General features: G+C 68.7%; 15 protein-coding genes. 11 read left to right on the forward strand and 4 right to left on the reverse strand.

Annotation, left to right across the window (positions count from 1 at the left end; translation table 11 throughout):
* Window positions 1–39: 39 nt before the first annotated feature.
* A complete protein-coding gene (locus ABD260_RS24425; protein ID WP_344236709.1) occupies window positions 40–5,853 on the forward strand; it encodes an Ig-like domain-containing protein in 5,814 nt (1,937 codons plus the stop codon).
* Between the two features lies 1 nt (window position 5,854).
* On the opposite strand, the gene ABD260_RS24430 is transcribed toward ABD260_RS24425, so the two are convergent.
* From ABD260_RS24430 to ABD260_RS24440, 3 genes are read right to left on the reverse strand one after another with little or no spacing between them, the layout of a single operon-like run.
* Window positions 5,855–6,373: a GNAT family N-acetyltransferase gene (locus ABD260_RS24430; protein ID WP_344236711.1), complete on the reverse strand. Its 519-nt coding sequence runs from the start codon at window positions 6,371–6,373 to the stop codon at window positions 5,855–5,857.
* Between the two features lie 33 nt (window positions 6,374–6,406).
* Complete coding sequence (locus tag ABD260_RS24435) at window positions 6,407–7,297, reverse strand: RNA polymerase sigma-70 factor (RefSeq protein WP_344236713.1); 891 nt, start codon at window positions 7,295–7,297, stop codon at window positions 6,407–6,409.
* On the reverse strand, window positions 7,294–7,848 hold the full coding sequence (locus ABD260_RS24440; protein ID WP_344236715.1) for a carboxymuconolactone decarboxylase family protein: 555 nt from the start codon (window positions 7,846–7,848) through the stop codon (window positions 7,294–7,296). Before ABD260_RS24440 ends, ABD260_RS24435 begins: the two co-directional genes overlap by 4 nt.
* Window positions 7,849–8,072: 224 nt before the next feature.
* Between ABD260_RS24440 and argC the strand changes: the two genes are divergently transcribed.
* The 8 genes from argC to ABD260_RS37635 all read left to right on the forward strand — a co-directional run bounded on the left by argC (window position 8,073) and on the right by ABD260_RS37635 (window position 16,892).
* On the forward strand, window positions 8,073–9,113 hold the full coding sequence (gene argC / locus ABD260_RS24445) for an N-acetyl-gamma-glutamyl-phosphate reductase (protein WP_344236717.1): 1,041 nt from the start codon (window positions 8,073–8,075) through the stop codon (window positions 9,111–9,113).
* Complete coding sequence (gene argJ, locus ABD260_RS24450) at window positions 9,110–10,324, forward strand: bifunctional glutamate N-acetyltransferase/amino-acid acetyltransferase ArgJ (RefSeq protein ID WP_344236719.1); 1,215 nt, start codon at window positions 9,110–9,112, stop codon at window positions 10,322–10,324. The genes argC and argJ overlap by 4 nt, the downstream gene beginning before the upstream one ends.
* Complete coding sequence (argB, locus tag ABD260_RS24455; protein ID WP_344236721.1) at window positions 10,321–11,196, forward strand: acetylglutamate kinase; 876 nt, start codon at window positions 10,321–10,323, stop codon at window positions 11,194–11,196. Before argJ ends, argB begins: the two co-directional genes overlap by 4 nt.
* Window positions 11,193–12,395 (forward strand): acetylornithine transaminase, encoded by a 1,203-nt coding sequence (locus tag ABD260_RS24460; protein WP_344236723.1) that lies wholly within the window; start codon window positions 11,193–11,195, stop codon window positions 12,393–12,395. The genes argB and ABD260_RS24460 overlap by 4 nt, the downstream gene beginning before the upstream one ends.
* Complete coding sequence (gene argF, locus ABD260_RS24465; protein ID WP_344236725.1) at window positions 12,395–13,327, forward strand: ornithine carbamoyltransferase; 933 nt, start codon at window positions 12,395–12,397, stop codon at window positions 13,325–13,327. Before ABD260_RS24460 ends, argF begins: the two co-directional genes overlap by 1 nt.
* The gene (locus tag ABD260_RS24470) at window positions 13,324–13,833 is read left to right on the forward strand and encodes an arginine repressor (protein WP_344236727.1); all 510 of its coding nucleotides are present in this window, start codon (window positions 13,324–13,326) and stop codon (window positions 13,831–13,833) included. The genes argF and ABD260_RS24470 overlap by 4 nt, the downstream gene beginning before the upstream one ends.
* Window positions 13,834–13,907: 74 nt before the next feature.
* The gene (gene argH / locus ABD260_RS24475) at window positions 13,908–15,338 is read left to right on the forward strand and encodes an argininosuccinate lyase (RefSeq protein WP_344236729.1); all 1,431 of its coding nucleotides are present in this window, start codon (window positions 13,908–13,910) and stop codon (window positions 15,336–15,338) included.
* A 729-nt stretch (window positions 15,339–16,067) separates the two neighbouring features.
* Entirely contained in the window at window positions 16,068–16,892 is an 825-nt protein-coding gene (locus tag ABD260_RS37635; RefSeq protein WP_425553379.1) for a DNA-3-methyladenine glycosylase, read from the forward strand.
* Between the two features lie 394 nt (window positions 16,893–17,286).
* Here ABD260_RS37635 and ABD260_RS24490 read toward each other — a convergent pair whose 3' ends face one another.
* Window positions 17,287–18,234 carry an LLM class flavin-dependent oxidoreductase gene (locus tag ABD260_RS24490; protein WP_344236731.1) on the reverse strand — a complete coding sequence of 316 codons (948 nt, stop codon included), beginning with the start codon at window positions 18,232–18,234 and terminating at the stop codon, window positions 17,287–17,289.
* 99 nt (window positions 18,235–18,333) lie between these two features.
* Between ABD260_RS24490 and ABD260_RS24495 the strand changes: the two genes are divergently transcribed.
* Together ABD260_RS24495 and tyrS are read left to right on the forward strand one after the other, a co-directional pair.
* Window positions 18,334–19,371, forward strand: coding sequence for an App1 family protein phosphatidate phosphatase (locus ABD260_RS24495; protein WP_344236733.1), 1,038 nt, complete (start codon window positions 18,334–18,336; stop codon window positions 19,369–19,371).
* A gap of 48 nt (window positions 19,372–19,419) precedes the next feature.
* Entirely contained in the window at window positions 19,420–20,712 is a 1,293-nt protein-coding gene (gene tyrS, locus ABD260_RS24500) for a tyrosine--tRNA ligase (protein ID WP_344236735.1), read from the forward strand.
* The last annotated feature ends 380 nt before the right edge of the window (window positions 20,713–21,092 follow it).

Below are 21,092 nucleotides of genomic sequence, written 5' to 3' on the forward strand. Positions count from 1 at the left end.
GATTGGTAGTGCCGTGAATTGCTCGGGAGGGCGGGAAACATGCGGGCAACCCGGGCAGGTACGGCGATTGTGCTCGCCACCCTTCTCCTGAACGCCGGCACCGCAAGCGCGTACGAAGTACCCACCGCGCCCTTCGTGGCCGGCGACTCCGCGACCACCGTGATGCCGGGCTCCGGTGTGCGGCAGACGATCACCGCGACCGGGCAGACCGAGCTCGGCGACCCGACGACGGTCGCGTTCCGCGGCCTCGGGCCGACCACCTACCAGCCCGCGCTCGCCAAGACGGCCCCGGCGCAGGACATGGTCGTGAACACCGGCGACTGCGCGTCCACCGGCGGGTGTGGGGACCGCGGCACGATCACGATCGCGTTCTCCCAGCCGGTACGGAACCCGGTCCTGCACCTCGGCGGTCTCGGCGGCTCGGTCACCCGGACGATGAGCAACCGGACGACCGCCCAGTCCGAGCTGCACGCGATCCTCAAACTCGGCACCGCCGGTCTCAGCCTGACGAAGCTTGGTCAGGGCAACAATCTAGCGGTCACCAGCGACACGATCACTGCCGCGAACGACGACAGCGGCCCGAACTGTGTGAACACCAAGTCCCCGTCCGGTCTGGACACGACGGCGACGGCGGCGTGCGGCTCCGTCCGGGTGAACGGTGTCGTGACCAAGGTGACCTTCGGCGTCACGGCCTTGTTCACCAAGCACCCGAAGCTGCCCGCGACGAACAACGGCTCGTCCGGTGACGCGTTCTCGATTGTCGCGACCGCACCGGAGGACTTCGGCGATGCGCCCGCGTCGTACGGTGCCGCGTGGTCCGTGATCAGCGACGTACACCTCGGTAAGGACGTCACCGAAGACAACGCCGCGGTCGCGAACGGTACGACCGGGCCGGTCACGCCGGACCAGGGCGATGACGGTGTCGTCTTCAAGCCGCTGCGCACCAACCAGACCACGTACGCGGCCGACCTTCAGCTGACTGGCGCGTCGAAGGCCGGGCGAGCCTGTGGGTGGATCGACTTCAACCTCAACGGCAGCTTCGACCCGGGTGAACGCGCCTGCGCGCCGTTCTCGGCCAAGCAGAGCACGGTGACGTTGCGCTGGACGGAGCTCGCTCCGAAAGCAGGGGCGGCGTACGCGCGCGTGCGGGTCGGCTACAACGACGCGCAAGTCGAGAAACCGACCGGTGCCGCGGACGCGGGCGAGGTCGAGGACTACCCGCTGCCGATCACGCCGCCGCCTCCGCCGGTGCTGACCGACGACCCCGCGACGACCGCGTTCGGTACGGCCGTGGTGGTGAAGGTGCTCGCCAACGACAAGCCGGGGGAGCCGGGTACGCCGCTGGCGCCCGCGACGCTGTGCCTGATCGACGGCGGCAACTGCGTTCAAATGGTGAACGTGGTCGGCGAGGCGAAGTACGTTGCCAACGCCGATGGGACGATTCGGGTCGAGCCGGTGCCGGGGTTCTTCGGGGTGGCCAAGCCGGTCACGTATCGCGTTGCCGACAGCAACGGGACGACCGCCACCGCGAAGCTGACCGTCACCGTCGCGCTTCCGGATCGGCCGGTGGCGAAGCCGGACACCATCAGTACGCCGCAGAACGTCAGCGTCGCGATCAAGCCGCTGGCCAATGACAGCGCGGCCGCGGGCGTCACGCTCGTACCCGGCTCGGTCGTTCTGCGGGATCCAGCGGACGCGGCGTTCAAGAAGAAGGTCGTGATCGCGGGCGAGGGCGAGTACGTGGTGAAACCGGACGGCGGTGTGGATTTCGTTCCGCAGCCGCGGTTCACCGGAGTCGGTACCTCGATCGGTTATCGGGTCAGCGACAGTACGAAGCAGACGGCCGAGTCGACGTTGACGGTGACTGTCCGGCCGGTGACGCCGACTGCCAACGGTGACTCGGTGTCGACGGCGTTCGACACCGACGTGGTGGTGCCGGTGCTGGACAACGATCTGCCCGGGTCACCGGATGCGCCGCTGGTGCCGACGACCTTGAAGCTGGTTGATCCGGTTGACGGTGGGCTGGTCGACAAGGTCATGGTTGCTCGGCAGGGCACGTACCTGGTTGCGGGCGGGAAGGTGGTTTTCCAGCCGGTCCACGGGTTCAGTGGCGTTGCGACCGCGGTGACGTATCAGGTGCTGGACAAGAACGGTACGGCGGCGCGGGCGGCGCTGACGGTTTCGGTGAATGCACCCGGGCCGCCGGTGGCGAATCCGGACACGATCACGACGCTCCAGGGCCGATCGGTTGTCATCCCCGTGCTCGACAACGACAAGCCCGGTCCGACCGGTGCTGCACTGGTTCCGACGACCGTCCGCCTGCTCGCCCCGCCGCACTCCACGCCGTCGCGTACGGTCCCGCCGGCGCAGCCGTCATCATCCCGGCCGGTCACCTCGTTGGTGATCGCGGGACAGGGCAAGTACACGGCGAAGCCGAACGGGAAGGTGCTGTTCGAGCCGCTCCCGACCTTCAGCGGTGCCGCGACCACGATCGGCTATCAAGTTGCCGACAGCAACGGCGCGATCGGCACGTCGACCCTGACCGCGCGCGTGACGAAAGTCCAGCCCGACGCCTCCGACGACACCGCCACCACGCCGTACGACACCCCGGTGACCGTCTCGGTGCTGGCCAACGACGACGCCGGCGACCCGTCCGTACCGCTCGTCCCGAGCAGCGTCCGGCTGATCGACCCGGCCACCAAAGAGCCGAAAGCGACAGTCGTGGTCCCCGGCCAAGCCAGCTACACGACGACCCCCGAAGGCAAAGTAGTCGTCGACCCGCTGCCGAAGTTCACCGGCCCGGCGACGCCGATGGCCTACCGGGTCTCCGACGTGAACGGGACCATCACCACCGCGACTCTGACCGTCACGGTCGCCAAACCTCCCGCGCCGACCGCCGAACCCGACACCGCAACCGGCAAACAGAACCTGCCCCTCCGCGTCACCCCGCTGACCAACGACACAGCAGGCCCGGGAAGCGGTCTCGATCCGCGCAGCCTCACCCTGCTCGACCCGGCCGACGGCGCGCAGAAGAAGCTGGTGAAGATCCCGGGCCAGGCCGTGTACCAGGTCAATGCCGACGGCACCGTCACCGCGTATCCGCTTCCGGCGTTCACCGGTACGGCGACCAAGGTGACGTACCGGATCGCCGACTGGTTCGGTCAGGCCGCCCGGTCGACGATCGCCGTGACGATTACGCCGATCACGCCGGTCGCGGTCGACGACGTAGCACGGACGCCGTACGCCAAACCGGTCACGGTCAACGTGCTGGCGAACGACAAGCCGGGCGATCCGAGCGCGCCGCTGGTCCCGGCCGGCCTCACGCTCCTCGACCCGGTCGACGGGTTGCCGAAGGCAACCGTGAGCATCCCGAACGAGGGCGCGTACACGGCCGTCGGGGGAGCGGTCCGGTTTGTGCCGAGCGCGACGTTCCGCGGCCCGGGTACGCCGATCGGCTACCAGGTCGCGGACCGCAACGGTACGAAGACGACCGCTCGGCTGACGGTCACGGTCGGCCGCCCACCGGTCGCGATCGCCGACAGCGCGACCACCCGCCAGAACGTCACGGTCACGGTGAACGTACTGGCGAACGACCGCCCCGGGACGGACGCGACGCTCGACCGGAGCACGGTCGGACTGATCGATCCGGCCGCGCGGACCACCGGGTACGTGCGCAAGGTGACCGTCGCGAACCAGGGCACGTACACGGTGCTGCCGTCGGGCGCGGTCGAGTTCGACCCGGTGCCGGCGTTCCGCGGCAAGGCGCTGCCGCTGAACTACCGCGTCGCCGACTCGGACGGGAACTACGCGGCCTCGACACTGAGCGTCACTGCCACGCCGATCTGGCCGGTGACGATCGACGACTCGGCGATTACTCCGTTCGAGCACGCGATCACGGTGAACGTCCTGGCGAACGACAAGCCCGGCGATCCGTCGGCGCCGCTGGTTCCGGCGAGTCTCGTGCTGAAGGACCCGGCCGGCCGGTACGGCAAGACGATGACGCGCGGCGGCGAAGGGAGCTACCGCGCCGCCGATGACGGGACGATCACCTTCACGCCCGCGAAGGGCTTCCAGGGCGTGACGACCCCCGCGACGTACCGGATCGCCGACGCGAACGGCACCACCGCGGAAGGTCTGCTGCTGCTGACGGTCGGCAACGGCCCGTCGGCGGTGGCGGACGCGGTCACCACCAAGCAGAACGTGACGGTCACGGTCGATCCGCTGGCCAACGACAAGCCGGGTACGGGCGCCGAGCTCGACCGGACCACCGTGCAGTTGTACTCGGGTGACTGGAAACGGAAGGCGGTGATCCCCGGCCAGGGCGTGTTCACGGTCAACACCGACTCCGGCAAGATCACCTTCGACCCGGAGCCGGCGTACCGCGGGGTCGTCTCGATCCCTTATCGGGTCACCGACACCACCGGAAACACCGCGACTGCCGCGGTCACCGTCACGATGACGCCGGTCGTCCCGGCCATCACGGACGATGCGGCAACCACTGCGTACGAGACGCCGCTGACGGTGAACGTACTTGCCAACGACCAGCCCGGTGACGCCAGTGCGCCGCTCGTCGCGGCCACCGTCCGCGTCATCGATCCGATCACCGGCGAGCCGCTGCCCGCGCTGGCCGTGCCCGGCGAAGGGACCTTTACCGTTCAGCCGAACGGGTCGATCCGCTTCGCTCCAGTCGATGGATTCGCGGGCGCGACGGTCCCGGTCGGGTACGAGGTCGCGGACCGCAACGGGACCGTCGGCGCCGGCACGCTGACCGTAACCGTGCAAGCGCGACCGGTCGCGATGCCCGACGTGGCGCGGACCAAGCAGCATGTCGCCGTAACGATTGACCCGCTCGCCAACGACAAGCCGGGTCCGGACGCGAAGCTCGATCCCGACTCGCTGCTGCTGGTCGGTCCCGATGGTGCGCTGGTCGACGAAGTGACGGTGGCCGGCGAAGGTACGTACGTGGTTGCCAGCGGCAAGGTCACGTTCAGTCCGACGGCGACGTTCACGGGCACCGCGCGACCGGTCGGGTACGAAGTGAAAGACAGCGACCAGAACTCGGCCCGTGCCACGATCACCGTCACGGTCGTACCGGTCCGGCCGGTGGTCGTCGACGACAGCGCGGACACCGCTTTCGGTACGGCGGTGGTCGTGAATGTTCTTGGCAACGACAAGGCCGGTGATCCGTCGGCGCCGCTCCGCCCGGAGTCCGTCGTGCTGCGTGATCCGGCGGACGGCAAGGAGAAGAAGACCGTGACAGTGCCGAAGGAGGGTGTCTTCGCGGTGGGCACGGGCGGCGCCATCACGTACACCCCGGTGAAGGGTTTCGTCGGTACGACGCGATCGATCGCGTACCGGGTCAGCGACGCGAACGGTACGTCCGACACCGCGCTGCTCGACGTGACGGTCGCCGGTCCACTGCTCGCGCGGGCGGCGCCGGACGCGGCCACCGGCACGCCGGGCAATGCGGTCGCGGTGAATCCGTTGCTCAACGACAGCGGCGAGATCCAGCCGAGTTCCGTCTGCCTCCGGACGGCGACGGGCACGTGTACGAAGCACGTCACCGACGGCGCGGGCACGTGGTCGGTCGCCGGTGACGGCACAGTCACACTCAAACCCGCGGCTGCGTTCACCGGCACCGCGAAGGTCACGTATCAGCGCACCGACGACACCGGCGAGACGGTCACCGCACCGGTGAAGTTCACCGTGGGCGCGGACGCCGACGACTTCACCGCGTACGCCCCAGCTGCTCTTCCGCTCACCGGTGGTCCGCCACCGATCGTCCTCACCCTCGGCGTCTTGCTCGCCGCCCTCGGCGCGACCCTGGTCGTGATGGCCCGCACCCGGAAGTGACCTACAGGTCCATCACCAGCATGACCTCGTCGCGGTAGTCGTCCGGGGCGACCCGGACGGCGCGCGGGTGGGCGCCGACAACGCGGTAGCCGAGCGGGCCGTAGAAGTTCTCCAGCCCGAGCCCACCGCGAACCGTCAGCTGCAACTGCTCCAGCCCGAGATCGACCGCTGACCCGCGCAACCCCTCCATCAGCATCCGGCCGGCGCCGTTGCCCTGGTACTCCGGATGCACCATCACCCGCAGCACCGTCCGCCAGTGCGCGTTCAGCGCGCTGCCGCGACTCACCAGCATGCCCATGCCCGCGTACCGCTCACCTGTGTGCAGCACGCCGAGCAGGTCCGTACCGGCCGCGATCCGGCTGAGCGCGCCGTCGAGGTTCTCGGCGATCTGCTCCACCGGCGCCGGCGGGGTGTACCCGACCGCGCCGCCGGCGTTCGTCGCCGCCACCCAGGTGTCCAGCAAGTCCGCCCGCACGCCCGGGTCGAGCGCGTCGTCCGGCTCCAGTTCCAGATACTTCACTGCACCTCCAGCTGCGACTGAGTTGCAGATAGTCTACGGCTCGAGGGTGTGCCGCGGCGGTACTGCCCCGAGCTTGTCCGGGTTCCGCAGCAGGTACAGCTCGGTGATCAAGCCCTCCGACGTCCGCAGGAACGTGACCGTGTCCGGCTCGTCGTCGTAGTACGCGATGAAGGCGCGCTCGTCGTTCAGCGTCGCCATCCGGATCTCGAAGCCCGGATTGCCCGCGAGGACGCCGAACAGCCAGCGCGCGATCTTCTCCGCGCCCTCGATCGGACGCAGCGCGGCCCGCTTCTTGCCGCCGCCGTCGCTGATCAGTACGGCGTCCGGTGCGAGCAGCGCGACCACCTGATCGAAGTCACCCGACCCGGCCGCCTGCATGAACCGCAGCGTCACCTCGTCATGCCGAGCCTTGTCGACGTGATGCCGCGGCTGCCGCGCGTGGACGTGCCCGCGGGCCCGATGCGCGAGCTGGCGGACGGCCGCTTCCGATCGGCCGAGCGTCTCCGCGATCTCGTCGTACGGAACATCGAACACCTCACGCAGTACGAACGTGGCCCGCTCCAGCGGTGACAGCGTCTCCAGTACGACGAGCATCGCCATGCTGACCGAGTCCGCCAGCTCGACCGCGGCCGCTGGATCGTCCGGTGACTCCAACGGGCTGATCGGCTCCGGCAACCACGGCCCGACGTACTGCTCCCGCCTGGCCTTCTGTTCCCGCAGCCGGTTCAGCGCCAGCCGGGTCGTGATCCGGATCAGGTACGCGCGTACGTCGCGGATGTCGTCGTGCTCGATCGCCGACCACCGCAACCAGGCTTCCTGGACCACGTCCTCCGCATCGCTGACGCTCCCCACCACGCGGTACGCCGCCCCGACCAGTACCGGCCGGTGCTCGGCGAACTCCTGGGCGAGTTGGTCTGCCGTCACGTGGCCGGCCTCAGCTCGCAGTACTCCTTGTAGCCCTGGCTGGTGAGGCCGACGGCGGCGTTGACCCGGGAGCGGAAGTTCTCCAGCGCGACCATCGCGGTCAGCTCGACGAACTCCTTCTCGCTCAGGTCCTGCCGCAGCCGCTCGACCTGCTCGTCGGTGACCTCCGGCGGCGTCGCCGTCATCGCCTCGGTGTAGTCCATCACCGCGCGCTCCAGATCCGTGTAGACGTCGCTGTCCCGCCACCTTGGCACATCGCGCAGTTTGGCCAGGTCGATGCCCTGGTGATGGAACTCCCAGTATCCGAAGTCCATGCACCAGCTGCACCCGATCCGGGCGGACGCGACCATCACACTGAGCGCCTTCAGGCCGGGGTCGAGGGCCTTCCAGCTGCCGGCCGTACCTTCCAGCAGTGCCGTCGTGAGCAGCACCGGCCGGTGGTGCAGCGCCACCTTCACCGGGTCCGGTACCTTCCGGAACTTCCGCCGGCTGATCCATTCCACCAGCCGTACGCTCGCCGTCCGCCGGTGCTCGAGCCCGATCCGCGCCATCTCATCCTCCAGAAGTCCGTCGTCCCCCCTTGGACACGCCACACCAACTCCGCTGTGACATGAACTGGGTCACAATCGGCAGCTCGACAGGAGGTGTCGCCGGTCGGCGCGTGCATTGCGGACCCCGCAGGCGTGCATGACGAGGTACGTAGACGGGTACGTCCTGTCGAGCTGCCGAAGGTTGAGGATTGGATATTCATCCGGATCATGGCATACTCATTCATATGAGCGTGACGGTGGCGGTGGCCGGGGCCAGTGGTTATGCCGGGGGTGAGCTGCTCCGGTTGCTGAGCGGCCACCCGGACGTGGAGATCGGCGCGCTGACCGCCGGCGGGAACGCCGGTACGGCGCTCGGCGCGCACCACCCGCACCTCGTGCCGCTGGCCGGGCGCATCCTGGCCGAGACCACGGCGGAGAATCTCGCCGGTCACGACGTGGTGTTCCTCGCGCTGCCGCATGGACAGTCCGCCGGAATCGCCGAGCAGCTCGGCGCCTTTGACAACACAGTCACCGTGATCGACTGCGGCGCGGACTTCCGGTTGCTCGAGGCCGAGGCATGGGTGGAGTTCTACGGCGGAGTGCACGCCGGCTCCTGGCCGTACGGACTGCCGGAGCTGCCCGGGCAACGGGACAAGCTCCGCGGTGCGCATCGAGTCGCCGTACCGGGGTGTTATCCGACCGTCTCCACGCTCGCCTTGCTGCCTGCGGTCCAGGCCGGACTCGTCGACGCGAGCCAGTTGGTGGTCGTCGCGGTCAGCGGTACGTCGGGCGCGGGCAAGGCTCCGAAGGCACACCTCCTCGGTGCGGAGGTGATGGGTTCGGCCTCGGCGTACGGCGTCGGTGGCGTCCACCGGCACACTCCGGAGATCGAGCAGAACCTCACGCCGTACGCGGACCAGGCGGTGAGCGTTTCGTTCACGCCGGTCCTGGTGCCGATGGCCCGCGGCATTCTCGCCACCTGTAGCGCACCGATCGCTGATTCCACCGACTACGAAACGCTGCGCAAGGCGTACGAGGCCGCGTACGCGGATGAGCCTTTCGTCCACCTGCTGCCCGAAGGGCAGTGGCCGCAGACGCAGGCCACGCTCGGCGCGAACACCGTGCAGCTGCAGGTCGCCCTCGACCAGCGCACCGGCCGGGCCGTGATCGTGGCCGCCATGGACAACCTCACCAAGGGCACCGCCGGCGCCGCCGTGCAGTGCATGAACCTGGCCAAGGGTCTGACCGAGACCACGGCCCTGCCCCTCGTAGGAGTAGCCCCGTGACCGTCGATACCACCCCGGGCACCGCGCTGGATCCAGGAGTCGATCGGAGCGCCGGGGTCACCGCGCCGGCCGGCTTCCGCGCGGCCGGAGTGATCGCCGGGATCAAGCCCGCGGGTACGCCGGACCTGACCGTCGTCGTGAACGACGGACCGCACAACGTCGCCGCCGGGGTCTTCACCACCAACAAGGTGAAGGCCGCGCCGGTGCTCTGGTCGCAGCAGGTCCTGACCGCCGGCGTACTGAAGGCTGTCGTACTGAACTCCGGCGGCGCGAACGCGTGCACCGGGCCGGAAGGTTTTCAGGACACGCACAAGACCGCCGAAGAGCTGGCGGCGTTGTTGGGTGTGGGCGCCGCGGAGATCGGCGTCTGCTCGACCGGCCTGATCGGCGAACGCCTTCCGATGGCCGCGCTGATCCCGGGACTTTCGCTGGCCGTGGATGCTTTGGGCAACGGTCCTGAGCACGGGCTGGCCGCGGCCACCGCGGTGATGACGACCGACAACGTGCCGAAGCAGGCCGCCTTGAAGCACGCCGGCGGCTGGAGCATCGGTGGGTTCGCGAAGGGCGCCGGGATGTGCGCGCCGAACATGGCGACGATGCTGAGCGTCATCACCACCGACGCCGTCCTCGACCAGCCGCACCTCGACCACGCACTCCGGAACGCGGTCGGCAAGACGTTCAACCGGCTCGACGTCGACGGCGGTACGTCGACCAACGACACCGTGTTGCTGCTCAGCTCCGGCGCATCCGGCGTGACCGTGACGCCCGAGGAGTTCGAGGCCGCGCTGACCGTGCTGGCTGCTGACCTGGTGAAGCAGTTGCAGGCCGACGCCGAGGGCGTCACCAAGCACGTCAGCATCACCGTCCAAGGCGCGGCGTCCGAGGCGGAGGCGCTGGCCGCCGCCAAGGTCGTTGCCGAGGACAACCTGTGCAAGACCGCCTTCTTCGCCTCCGACCCGAACTGGGGCCGGATCGCGATGGCCGTCGGCAACGCCCCGACCGCGTTCGACCCGTCGCTGCTCGACATCACCCTGAACGGCGCCGCCATCTGCGTCGCCGGCGGCAAGGGCGTCGACCGCTCCGAAGCGGACCTCAGCGGGCTGGAGATCGACGTCGTGATCGACCTGCACGCCGGACCGGCGTCCGCGACCGTCCTGACCACCGACCTGTCCCACGCCTACGTCGAAGAGAACTCGGCCTACTCGTCATGATTCCCGCAGATCCGATCGAGAAGGCCGCGGTCCTCACCGAGGCACTGCCCTGGCTGAAGGAGTTCCACGGGAAGACCGTGGTGGTGAAGTACGGCGGGAACGCGATGGTCGACGAGAAGCTCAAGCGGGCGTTCGCCGAGGACATTGTCTTCCTGCGGTACTCCGGCGTGCGCGTGGTTGTCGTACACGGCGGTGGTCCGCAGATCAGCGACATGCTCGGGCGGCTCGGGATCGACAGCGAGTTCCGCGGCGGGTTGCGGGTGACCACACCGGAGGCGATGGACGTCGTCGGCATGGTCCTGGTCGGCAAGGTCGGCCGGGAACTGGTCGGTTTGCTGAACGCGCATGGTCCGTTCGCGGTCGGGATGTCCGGCGAGGACGCCGGCCTGTTCACCGCGGAGCGGCGTACGGCGCTGGTGGACGGTGAACAGGTCGACATCGGACTGGTGGGCGATGTGGTCGACGTACGCCCGGAGGCCGTGGTCGACCTGATCGACGCCGGCCGGATTCCGGTGGTGTCGACGATCGCGCCGGACGAGGACGGCCTCGCGCACAACGTGAACGCGGACACCGCGGCCGCCGCGCTGGCCGCGGCCCTCGGCGCGGAGAAGCTCGTCGTCCTTACCGATGTGGCAGGCCTGTACCGCAATTGGCCCGACAGCGACGAGATCATCACCCAGATCGACACCGCCGAACTGGCCGAACTGCTCCCGTCGCTCGCCTCCGGCATGGTCCCGAAGATGGAAGCCTGCCTGCGCGCGGTCGAATCCGGCGTCTCCCGGGCCACCGTGATCGACGGCCGCGTACCGCACTCCTTGTTGCTGGAAATCTTCACTGACGCCGGAATCGGAACCCAGGTGATCCCGTCATGACCGAACTGCTCACTGTCGACGGCACCCAGGCCGCGCTGACCTCGCGGTACTCCGGTGCGCTGATGAACACCTTCGGGGCACCGAAGCGCGTGCTGGTGCGGGGCGAGGGCGCGTACCTGTGGGATGCGGACGGCAACAAGTACCTCGACCTGCTCGGTGGGCTGGCGGTGAACTGCCTCGGTCACGCGCATCCGTTCGTGGTGTCCGCGGTGACGTCGCAGCTCGCCACGCTGGGGCATGTCTCGAACTTCTTCGCCTCCGCGCCGCAGATCGCGCTGGCCGAGAAACTGCTCGGTCTCTTCGATGTACCGGGCAAGGTGTTCTTCACCAACTCCGGTACCGAGGCGAACGAGGCTGCTTTCAAGATCACGCGGCGGACCGGACGTACCAAAATCGTCTCCACCATCGGCGCGTTCCACGGGCGGTCGATGGGTGCGCTCGCGCTGACCTGGAAGCCCGCGTACCGGGAGGCCTTCGCGCCACTGCCCGGTGACGTCGAGTTCGTGCCGTACGGCGACGCGGACGCACTGGCCGCTGCGGTCGACGACCGGACCGCCGCCGTCATCCTGGAGCCGATCCAGGGCGAGAACGGCGTCATCGTGCCGCCGGCCGGGTACCTGCAGGCCGCGCGGCGGATCACGTCCGAGCACGGCGCGCTGCTGTGGATGGACGAAATCCAGACCGGCATCGGCCGGACCGGCACCTGGTTCGGGTACGAGGCCGAGGGGATCGTGCCGGATCTGGTCACCGTTGCGAAGGGCCTCGGCGCGGGGATCCCGATCGGCGCCTGCATCGGTCTCGGCGCGGCCGCCGATCTGCTGCAGCCGGGGAACCACGGGACCACATTCGGCGGCAACCCGGTCGCGGCGATCGCCGGGCTGGCGGTGCTGACCGTGATCGAGCGGGACGGCCTGCTCGGCCAGGTGAATGCCATCGGCAACCACCTCGCGTCCTCGATCCTCGCGCTCGACCACCCGAAGATCGCCGGCGTCCGCGGCCGCGGGCTGCTGCGCGCGATCGAGCTGACCGAGCCGGTGTCCGACCAGGTCACCGCGCTGGCGCTGGAAGCCGGTTTCGTGGTGAACAATCCGGTCCCGGACGCGTTGCGGCTGGCCCCGCCGTACATCCTGAGCAAGGCTGACGTGGACAGTTTCGTCACGGCCCTTCCGGGGCTGCTCGATCAGACGGAGGCGAACTAATGGTGCGGCACTTCCTGCGGGACGATGATCTTTCGCCGGTCGAGCAGGACGAGGTACTGACGCTGGCCGCGCAACTGGCGGGCGATCGGTACGGGCATCAGCCGTTGAGCGGGCCGAAGACGGTCGCGGTGATCTTCGACAAGACCTCGACCCGGACCCGGATCTCGTTCTCGGTCGGGATCGCGGAGCTCGGCGGCGTACCGCTGGTGATCGACGCGAAGACCTCGCAAATGGGGCGGGGCGAACCGATCGCGGACACTGCGCGGGTGCTGGACCGGCAAGTCGCGGCGATCGTCTGGCGGACGGCCGGCCAGGAGCGGATCGACGAGATGGCGGCGGCGTCCCGGGTACCAGTGATCAATGCACTCACCGACGAGTTCCATCCGTGCCAGATCCTCGCCGACCTGCAGACCGTACGCCAGCACAAGGGTTCTACGGCTGGGCTGAAGCTCGTGTACCTGGGGGATGGCGCCAACAACATGGCGCACTCGTACCTGCTCGGCGGTGCGACGGCCGGGATGCACGTGGTGATCGGGTCACCGCAGGCGTACCAGCCTGATCCCGATGTTCTGGTGCGGGCGGCGACGATCGCGGAGCAGACCGGCGGTTCGGTGGCGTGGTCCGTCGATCCGGTCGCGGCCGTCGACGGTGCTGATGTGATTGCCACCGACACCTGGGTGTCGATGGGCCAGGAGGCCGAGGCGGCTGACCGGGAGGCGCCGTTCGTTCCGTACGCGGTGACCGAGCAACTACTTGCCAAGGCCGCGCCGGATGCGATCGTGCTGCACTGCCTGCCCGCGTACCGTGGCAAGGAGATCGACGCGGCCGTGATCGACGGACCACAATCGGTCGTCTGGGACGAGGCCGAGAACCGGCTGCACGCGCAGAAGGCGCTGCTGTCGTGGCTGTTGGCAAGGAGTTTCGAGGCATGAGTATCGCCGTACCGACTACCAAAACTGCGCGGCAACAGCGGATTGTGGAGCTGCTCGGGCGGCAGCCGGTGCGGTCGCAGACGGAGCTGGCTGATCTGCTGGCCGATTCCGGCCTGGTGGTCGGTCAGGCGACGCTGTCCCGCGACTTGGTGGAGATCGGTGCGGTGAAGGTCCGCGACGGGTCCGGTCAGCTCGTGTACGCGGTCCCCGGCGAAGGTGGCGACCGTACGCCCCGCGCTGGTGAGGCGGCCGCCTTCGAGGCGCGGCTGGCCCGGGTCGCGTCCGAGCTCCTGGTGTCCGCGGAGGGCAGTGCCAACCTGGTCATCCTGCGAACCCCGCCCGGGGCGGCCCAGTACTTCGCGTCAGCCATCGACCATGTCGGCCTGGACGACGTCCTGGGCACCATCGCCGGCGACGACACCGTCATGGTCGTCTCCCGCAACCCCACCGGCGGCACGGCCCTCGCCGCCCGCTTCCTGTCCCTCGCAGCACGCGAAACCAAGTAGCTGGTTGTTTCACCACTGACCTGTTACAACACGTTACCCGCGACATAAGCCGTCAGCGGAGAGAAGGGATTCTTGTGAGTTCAGGTGAGCAGGCGGGGTTGTGGGGTGGGCGGTTCGCGGGTGGGCCGGCGGATGCGCTGGCCGCGCTGAGCAAGTCCACGCAGTTCGACTGGCGGCTGGCGCCGTACGACATCGCCGGCTCGAAGGCGCACGCGAAGGTACTGCACCGCGCGGGGCTGCTGACCGACGAAGACCTCGACGCGATGCTGGCCGGTCTCGACGCACTGCTCGCGGACGTGCTCGCCGGCAAGTTCCTTCCGGCCGAAGCCGATGAGGACGTACACACCGCGCTCGAACACGGGCTGCTGGAGCGGCTCGGCGCCGAGCTGGGCGGCCGGCTGCGCGCCGGGCGTTCGCGGAACGACCAGGTTGCGACGCTGTTCAAGGCGTACCTGCGGGAGCACGGCCGGATCATCGGGCGGCTCGTCCTCGATCAGGTGAACGCACTGGCCGAGCAGGCCTCGAAGCACCTGGGCGCCGCGATGCCGGGGCGTACGCATCTGCAGCACGCGCAACCGGTCTTGCTCTCACACCATCTGCTTGCTCACGCCTGGCCGCTGATCCGGGACCTGGACCGGCTGGCCGACTGGGACGCTCGCGTCGCGGCGGACTCGCCGTACGGGTCGGGTGCGCTGGCCGGGAGTTCGCTGGGCCTGGACCCGGTGTTCGTTGCCCGGGAGCTCGGTTTCACGAACTCGTCGGCGAACTCGATCGACGGCACGTCCGCGCGGGACTTCGTCGCGGAGTTCGCGTTCGTCACCGCGCAGATCGGCATCGACCTGTCCCGGCAGGCCGAAGAGGTGATCATCTGGGCGACGAAGGAGTTCGGTTTCGTCGAGCTGGACGACGCGTACTCGACCGGGTCCAGCATCATGCCGCAGAAGAAGAACCCCGACATCGCCGAACTCGCCCGCGGCAAGGCCGGCCGGCTGATCGGGAACCTGAGCGGGCTCTTGGCGACCCTCAAGGCGCAGCCGCTGGCGTACAACCGGGACCTGCAGGAGGACAAGGAGCCGGTCTTCGACTCCATCGACACCCTCGAGGTGCTGCTTCCCGCGTTCACCGGGATGATCCGCACCCTGCGCTTCAACACCGACCGCCTGGCCGAGCTCGCGCCGCAGGGTTTCTCGCTCGCCACCGACATCGCCGAGTGGCTGGTCCGGCAGAAAGTCCCGTTCCGGGTAGCCCACGAGCTGGCCGGCGCCTGCGTCCAGGCCTGCGAGAAACGCGGCATAGAACTCTGGGACCTCACCGACCAGGACCTGGCCGCCATCTCCCCCCACCTGACCCCCGAAGTCCGCACCGTCCTGACGGTAGAAGGCTCCCTCACCTCAAGAAACACCCGAGGCGGCACCTCCCAACCCCAAGTAACAGCCCAACTAACCGAACTCCAAACCCGAGCCCAACCCCACAAAACCCGCCTCACCGAAACACCCCCCGCCTAACCAGCACCCCCGGCACCAGCAGCAGCTACCCCCAGCCCCGTCCGCGACAGCAGCCGCTCCACCGACCAGCAGCCGCCTGCGCCGGCCAGCAGCCGCTTGCGCCGGCCAGCAGCCGCTTGTGCCGGCCAGCAGCTGCTTGTGCCAGCAGCGGGTGCTTGAGCCAAGCACCAGTTGCTTCACCCAGCACCTTCGCCGGTCAGCAGTCGTCGGCGACAGCAGCTGCTTCGTCCGCGAGCATCTGCCAGCGCGAGCAGCAGCTGCTTGAGCAAACCCGCCAGCGCCAACAAGCAGCTGTCTCAGCCAGCCAGCACCCGTCCGCGACAGCAGCTGCTTCGCCGGTCAGCACCTGCCAGTGCGAGCGGCGGCTGTTTGAGCAAGCCTGTCAGCGCCAGCAGGCAGCTGTCTCAGCAAGCCAGCAGTCGTCGGTGACAGCAGCTGCTTCGTCGGTCAGCGCCTGGCAGTGCGAGCGGCGGCTGTTTGAGCAAGCCCGCGAGTGCCAGCAGGCTGCTGTCTCAGCAAGCCAGCACTCGTCCGCGACAGCAGCTGCTTCGCCGGTCAGCAGTCGTCGGTGACAGCAGCTGCTTCGTCCGCCGGCCCCAGCCAGCCCCAGCCAGCACCAGCCAGCACCCGCCCTGTGCCGGTCGACCGCAGCATGGTGTACCTACAACAGCCCGCTGGGCGAGCCGGCCGGAGGACTGGCTTGGTCAGCGGTCGCCTAAGGTGCTGCGCATGCCTGTGCGACGGGGTTTGCTTGCTGGTCCGGTGCTGGACGTGGCTCCGAAGTTGCTCGGCATGGTGCTGCGCAGCACCACTCAGGAAGGTACCGTCGCCGTCCGCCTCACCGAGGTCGAGGCGTACGACGGCGCGAACGACCCGGGCTCCCACGCGTACCGCGGCCCCACCGCCCGTACGGAAGTGATGTTCGGCCCACCCGGCTTCCTGTACGTGTACTTCACCTACGGCATGCACTTCTGCATGAACGTCGTCGCCGGCCCGGACGGAAAACCATCGGCCGTCCTCCTCCGCGCCGGCGAGGTGATCGAAGGCCTCGACCTGGCCCGCACCCGCCGCGGCCACCCCACCGAAGAACAGCCCGCCTTCAACCAAACTGCCCCGGCTGCCCTCGAGCAACCGCACGCCGCTCGCAAGGAGACACCCAGCATCCGCGGGGAAGCACCTGACATCCGCGGTGAAGCACCTGACATCCGCGGTGAAGTGCCTGGCGGCGGGGGAGTGCCTGGCGTGGAAAGTGCAGCGTCCGGCGTACGCCAAGGCCCGGTCGTCAAACGCCCGAAGGCAAGCCCCGACCGCGACCTCGCCCGCGGCCCGGCCCGCCTCTGTGTTGCCCTCGGCATCGGCCGCGCCGCCAACGGCATCGACCTGCTCGCCAAACACTCACCGATCCAGCTCCTCCCCGGCCCCGGCTACGACGGCGAACCATCCACCGGCCCCCGAGTCGGCCTCCGCGACGCCGCCGACCGCCCCTGGCGCTTCTGGATCCCAAACGACCCAACCGTCTCCCCGTACCGCCCCCACGTCCCCAAACGCCGCTAACCACCCACCAACCCCAGCCGCCTACCAACCCCAGCCGCACGCTAGCGCCAGCCACCCACCAGCACCAGCCACCCACCAGCACCAGCCACCCACCAGCACCAGCCACCACCAGCACCAGCCACCCACCAGCACCAGCCACCCACCAGCACCGGCTGCCTACCAACATCAGCCGCGCGGTGGCGCCAGCTGCCCACCAATGCGAGCTGCCTACCAACATCAGCCACCCACCAGCGCCAGCCGCCTACCAACATCAGCCACCCACCAGCGTCAGCCGCCTACCAAGATGAGCCGCGCGCTAGCGCCATCTGCCTACCAGCGGCAGCCGTGCGCTAGCGCCAGCCGCAGGCCGGCATCAGTCGCGCGCTAGTGGGCAGCCAGCCCAGCGCTCGGGCCGTCAGCGGTTGGCCAGCTCGAGCACGTAGTCCAGTTGCGGCAGTCCGTGTTCCACCTCCGGATCCGGGAACAGCCCGACATGATCCACCCCAGCCGCCTCCAGCCCCGCCAGATGCTCAGCCGCGTCCTCCACCGTCCCGATGGCTCCGATCTGCGTCCACCAGTCCCGCGGCATCCCCACCAGCCCGGCCTCCCCGGACTCCGCGTACAACTTCTGCATCTCGTCAAAGAACGGCAACGCAGTCAGCTGCGGGGGCTTGTGACCAAGGTGCCCGCCGAGCCACGGAGCAGTGAACTCGTACGCCGCCTTCCGGTCCGCGCGTACGCACATCGACGTGAACACCGCGACCACGAACCCCTCCGGCGATCCCGCGTACTCGACCGACTGCCGCACGTACGCCGCAGTCGCCGGCTCGGCCAGCACCACGCCGCCGGCGACCCGCCCGGCCAGCGCCATCGACTTCGGCCCCTGCACACCGAGCAGAATCGGCGGTGCCTGCACCGGCGGCGCGTCCAGCTTCACCTTGTCGAGGAAGACCGTCTTGCCGTCGAAGCTGACCTCCTCACCGGCCAGCAACCGCGTGACACTCGTGGTGACCTCTTCCAGTGTCGTCAACGGTGACTTGGGGCGTACGCCCATCTGCCCCATCCACGACTGCACTCCGTGGCCGATACCGGGCAGGAACCGCCCCGGCCCGAGCGCTTCGAGCGTCGCGAACTCCATCGCCGTCACCGCCGGCGTCCGCGCGACCGCGGGCACGATGCCGAGCCCGACCGTCAGCCGCTCGGTCGACGCCAGCGCGGCCGAGACCAGCGCCGGGCCGGACGTGTAGAAGCAGTCCTCGATGATCCACAGCTCGTCCGCACCACCGGCGTCGAGCCGCCGCGCCACGTCGGTCACCAGCGCGGCCGGGTAAGTCCTGGGGAAGCACATTCCGAGAGCGGTCATGGGTAGACGTTAGGAGACGGCTCCGACAGTTCGTGAAGGACGGGTCAAACGCCGCGAGGGAGGGCGACTAGCGGACCGTGCTGCGGGTAGGTTTCCGGTATGGCCCGTCCGCATTACGCGTCCCGTCTCGAGGACTGGTTCAACGTCGGGGTGCAGGCGGTGTTGCGGCGGCGTGGCTGGCAGGAGCGGATCATCCCGCAGGTCGGGTACGGCAACACGGAGTTCGTCCGCGTACTGGCCCGGGTGGTGCTCGGCCGCGACCCGCGCAACCAGCCGCGGTTCGACGAGGACCAGGTGGTGCGCGGCTGGCGTGCGTTCGTCACGGCGCCGGCCGTGAAAGTGACGGTGACGGTGACCGTCAGCGGGCAGACCTTCGAGGCGGTGACCGACCGTGGTGGGTTCGTCGACCTCACCGTGCCGGTGGTGCTCCCACCGGGCTGGCACGAGATCAACCTGGGCGTACATGGCGACCGGCAAGCACGTGCGCGCATCTTCGTACCGGATCCGGACGCCAAGTTCGGTCTGGTCAGCGACATCGACGACACGGTCATCCTGACGATGCTGCCGCGGCCGTTCATCGCGGCGTGGAACACCTTCGTACGCGACGAGCAGGCGCGCCGCGTCGTACCAGGGATGGCGGGGCTGTACGACGAGCTGCTGGCGGACCACCCTGGCGCGCCGATGTTCTACCTGTCCACCGGGGCATGGAACACCGCGCCGACACTGACCAGGTTCTTCGCGCGGCACGGGTACCCGCCGGGGCCACTGCTGATGACGGACTGGGGACCGACCAACACAGGTTGGTTCCGCAGCGGCCAGGAGCACAAGCGCACTGCACTACGGCGGCTGGCCAGGGAGTTCCCGAAGGTGCAGTGGGTGCTGATCGGAGACGACGGCCAGCACGACCCCCAGCTGTACGGTGACTTCGCCCAGAGCCATCCGGATCACGTACTCGCTATCGGCATCCGCCAGTTGACTCCGGCCGAGCAGGTGCTGTCGCACGGTCTCCCCGTACCCAACCAGGACCCGGGCGCGCACGACCCACACCGGCCGACGGCGGTCACGGTCCAGGGCCCCGACGGACATGCACTCCGCCCACAACTGCGGTCGGTCCTGACCCGTCCAGACTCCACCTAGCCGTTTACGGGACACTAGTACCGACCGACGTACTCGAGGAGAGAACTAGTGACCGAACGCCGCACTCAGGTGCTTGACGACCTGGAGAGCCGTGGCCTGATCGCCCACTCCACCGACCCGGACGCACTGCGCGCGTCGATGGCGGCTGGACCGATCACCTCCTATGTCGGTTTCGACCCCACCGCTCCCAGCCTGCACATGGGGAACCTGCTGCAGCTGCTGACACTGCGACGGCTCCAGCTGGCCGGCCACAACCCGATCGGGCTGGTCGGTGGCGCTACTGGGTTGATCGGGGACCCCAAGGAGACGTCGGAGCGGGTGCTGAACCCGAAGGACGTCGTGCACGAGTGGGTCGAGAAGGTACGCGCCCAGGTGGAGAAGTTCGTCGACTTCGATCCGGCGCTGCCGAACCCGGCGCGGATGGTCAACAACTACGACTGGACCAAGGACCTCAACACCCTGGACTTCCTGCGCGACATCGGGAAGCACTTCCCGGTGAACCGGATGCTCGGCCGCGAGGTGGTGAAGGCGCGGCTGGAGCAGGGGATCAGCTACACGGAGTTCAGCTACGTACTGCTGCAGTCACTGGACTTCCTGGAGCTGTACCGCCGGCACAACTGCACGTTGCAGACCGGCGGTAGCGACCAGTGGGGGAACCTGACAGCCGGGGTAGAGCTCATCCGCCGGACTGATGCGGGCAAGGCGCATGCACTGGCGACACCGCTGGTGACGAAGGCGGACGGTACCAAGTTCGGGAAGACCGAGTCCGGCACGGTGTGGCTGGACCGGGAGCTGACGACGCCGTACGCGTTCTACCAGTTCTGGTTCAACAGCGACGACCGGGACGTACTGCAGCTGGTGCGGTACTACACGTTCCGTACGGCTGAGGAGATCGCCGCACTGGAGCAGGCGACCGCGGAGCGACCACAGGCACGCGAAGCACAGCGGGTACTGGCTGAGGACGTGACGACGCTCGTACACGGCGCTGAGGAGACGCGGCGCGTACAGGAGGCGTCGAAGGCGCTGTTCGGGCAGGGGGAGCTGGGGTCGTTGGACGGCTCCACGCTCGTCGCTGCGCTGCAGGAGGCACCGCACGTGCAGCTGGGCGCCGGCGAGGCGATGCCGACGTACGGCGACCTGCTGGTGAAGTCCGGTCTGGTCGCCAGCAAGTCAGCTGCTCGGCGGACCGTGGCCGAGGGTGGCGCGTACCTGAACAACGAGAAGGTCAAGGACGCGGAGTACGTGCCGGGTACGGATGACCTGTTGCCGGGCGGCGTACTTGTGCTGCGGCGTGGGAAGCGTTCTTTCGCAGGGGTTCTGGCTACACCGGCGCAGGGCTGACGGTTGTGAGGTGGGAGTGGTCTCCACTCCCACATCCGGCCGCCCGGCAGCAAATTGCAAGCCTGTGATCCTGCCCACCGGGGGCCGATTTGACCCGTCACCTGCCAGCCACGTACTGTTCTTCTTGTTGGAGCGAGGCGCGGGACGCGAAAGCGGCCGGTCGCTCTGAACCCCCCAAAGGCTAGTGCAGCCGAAACGTGTCTCCGGACTCGGGTCGGCCAGCAGGACGCGGGTGGGGATCGGCAAAAATCGGGTCTTGACTCGGCGAAGCTGATCCGGTAGAGTAACGCAGGTTGCCCCGGGAGCCTGGCTGAAAAGTCAGACTGCGGTGTGCGTCCGATTCTTGAGAACTCAACAGCGTGCCGAAAGTCAATGCCGAA

Origin of the sequence: Kribbella hippodromi (assembly GCF_039531045.1) — a bacterium.
Classification (GTDB): Bacteria; Actinomycetota; Actinomycetes; order Propionibacteriales; family Kribbellaceae; genus Kribbella; species Kribbella hippodromi.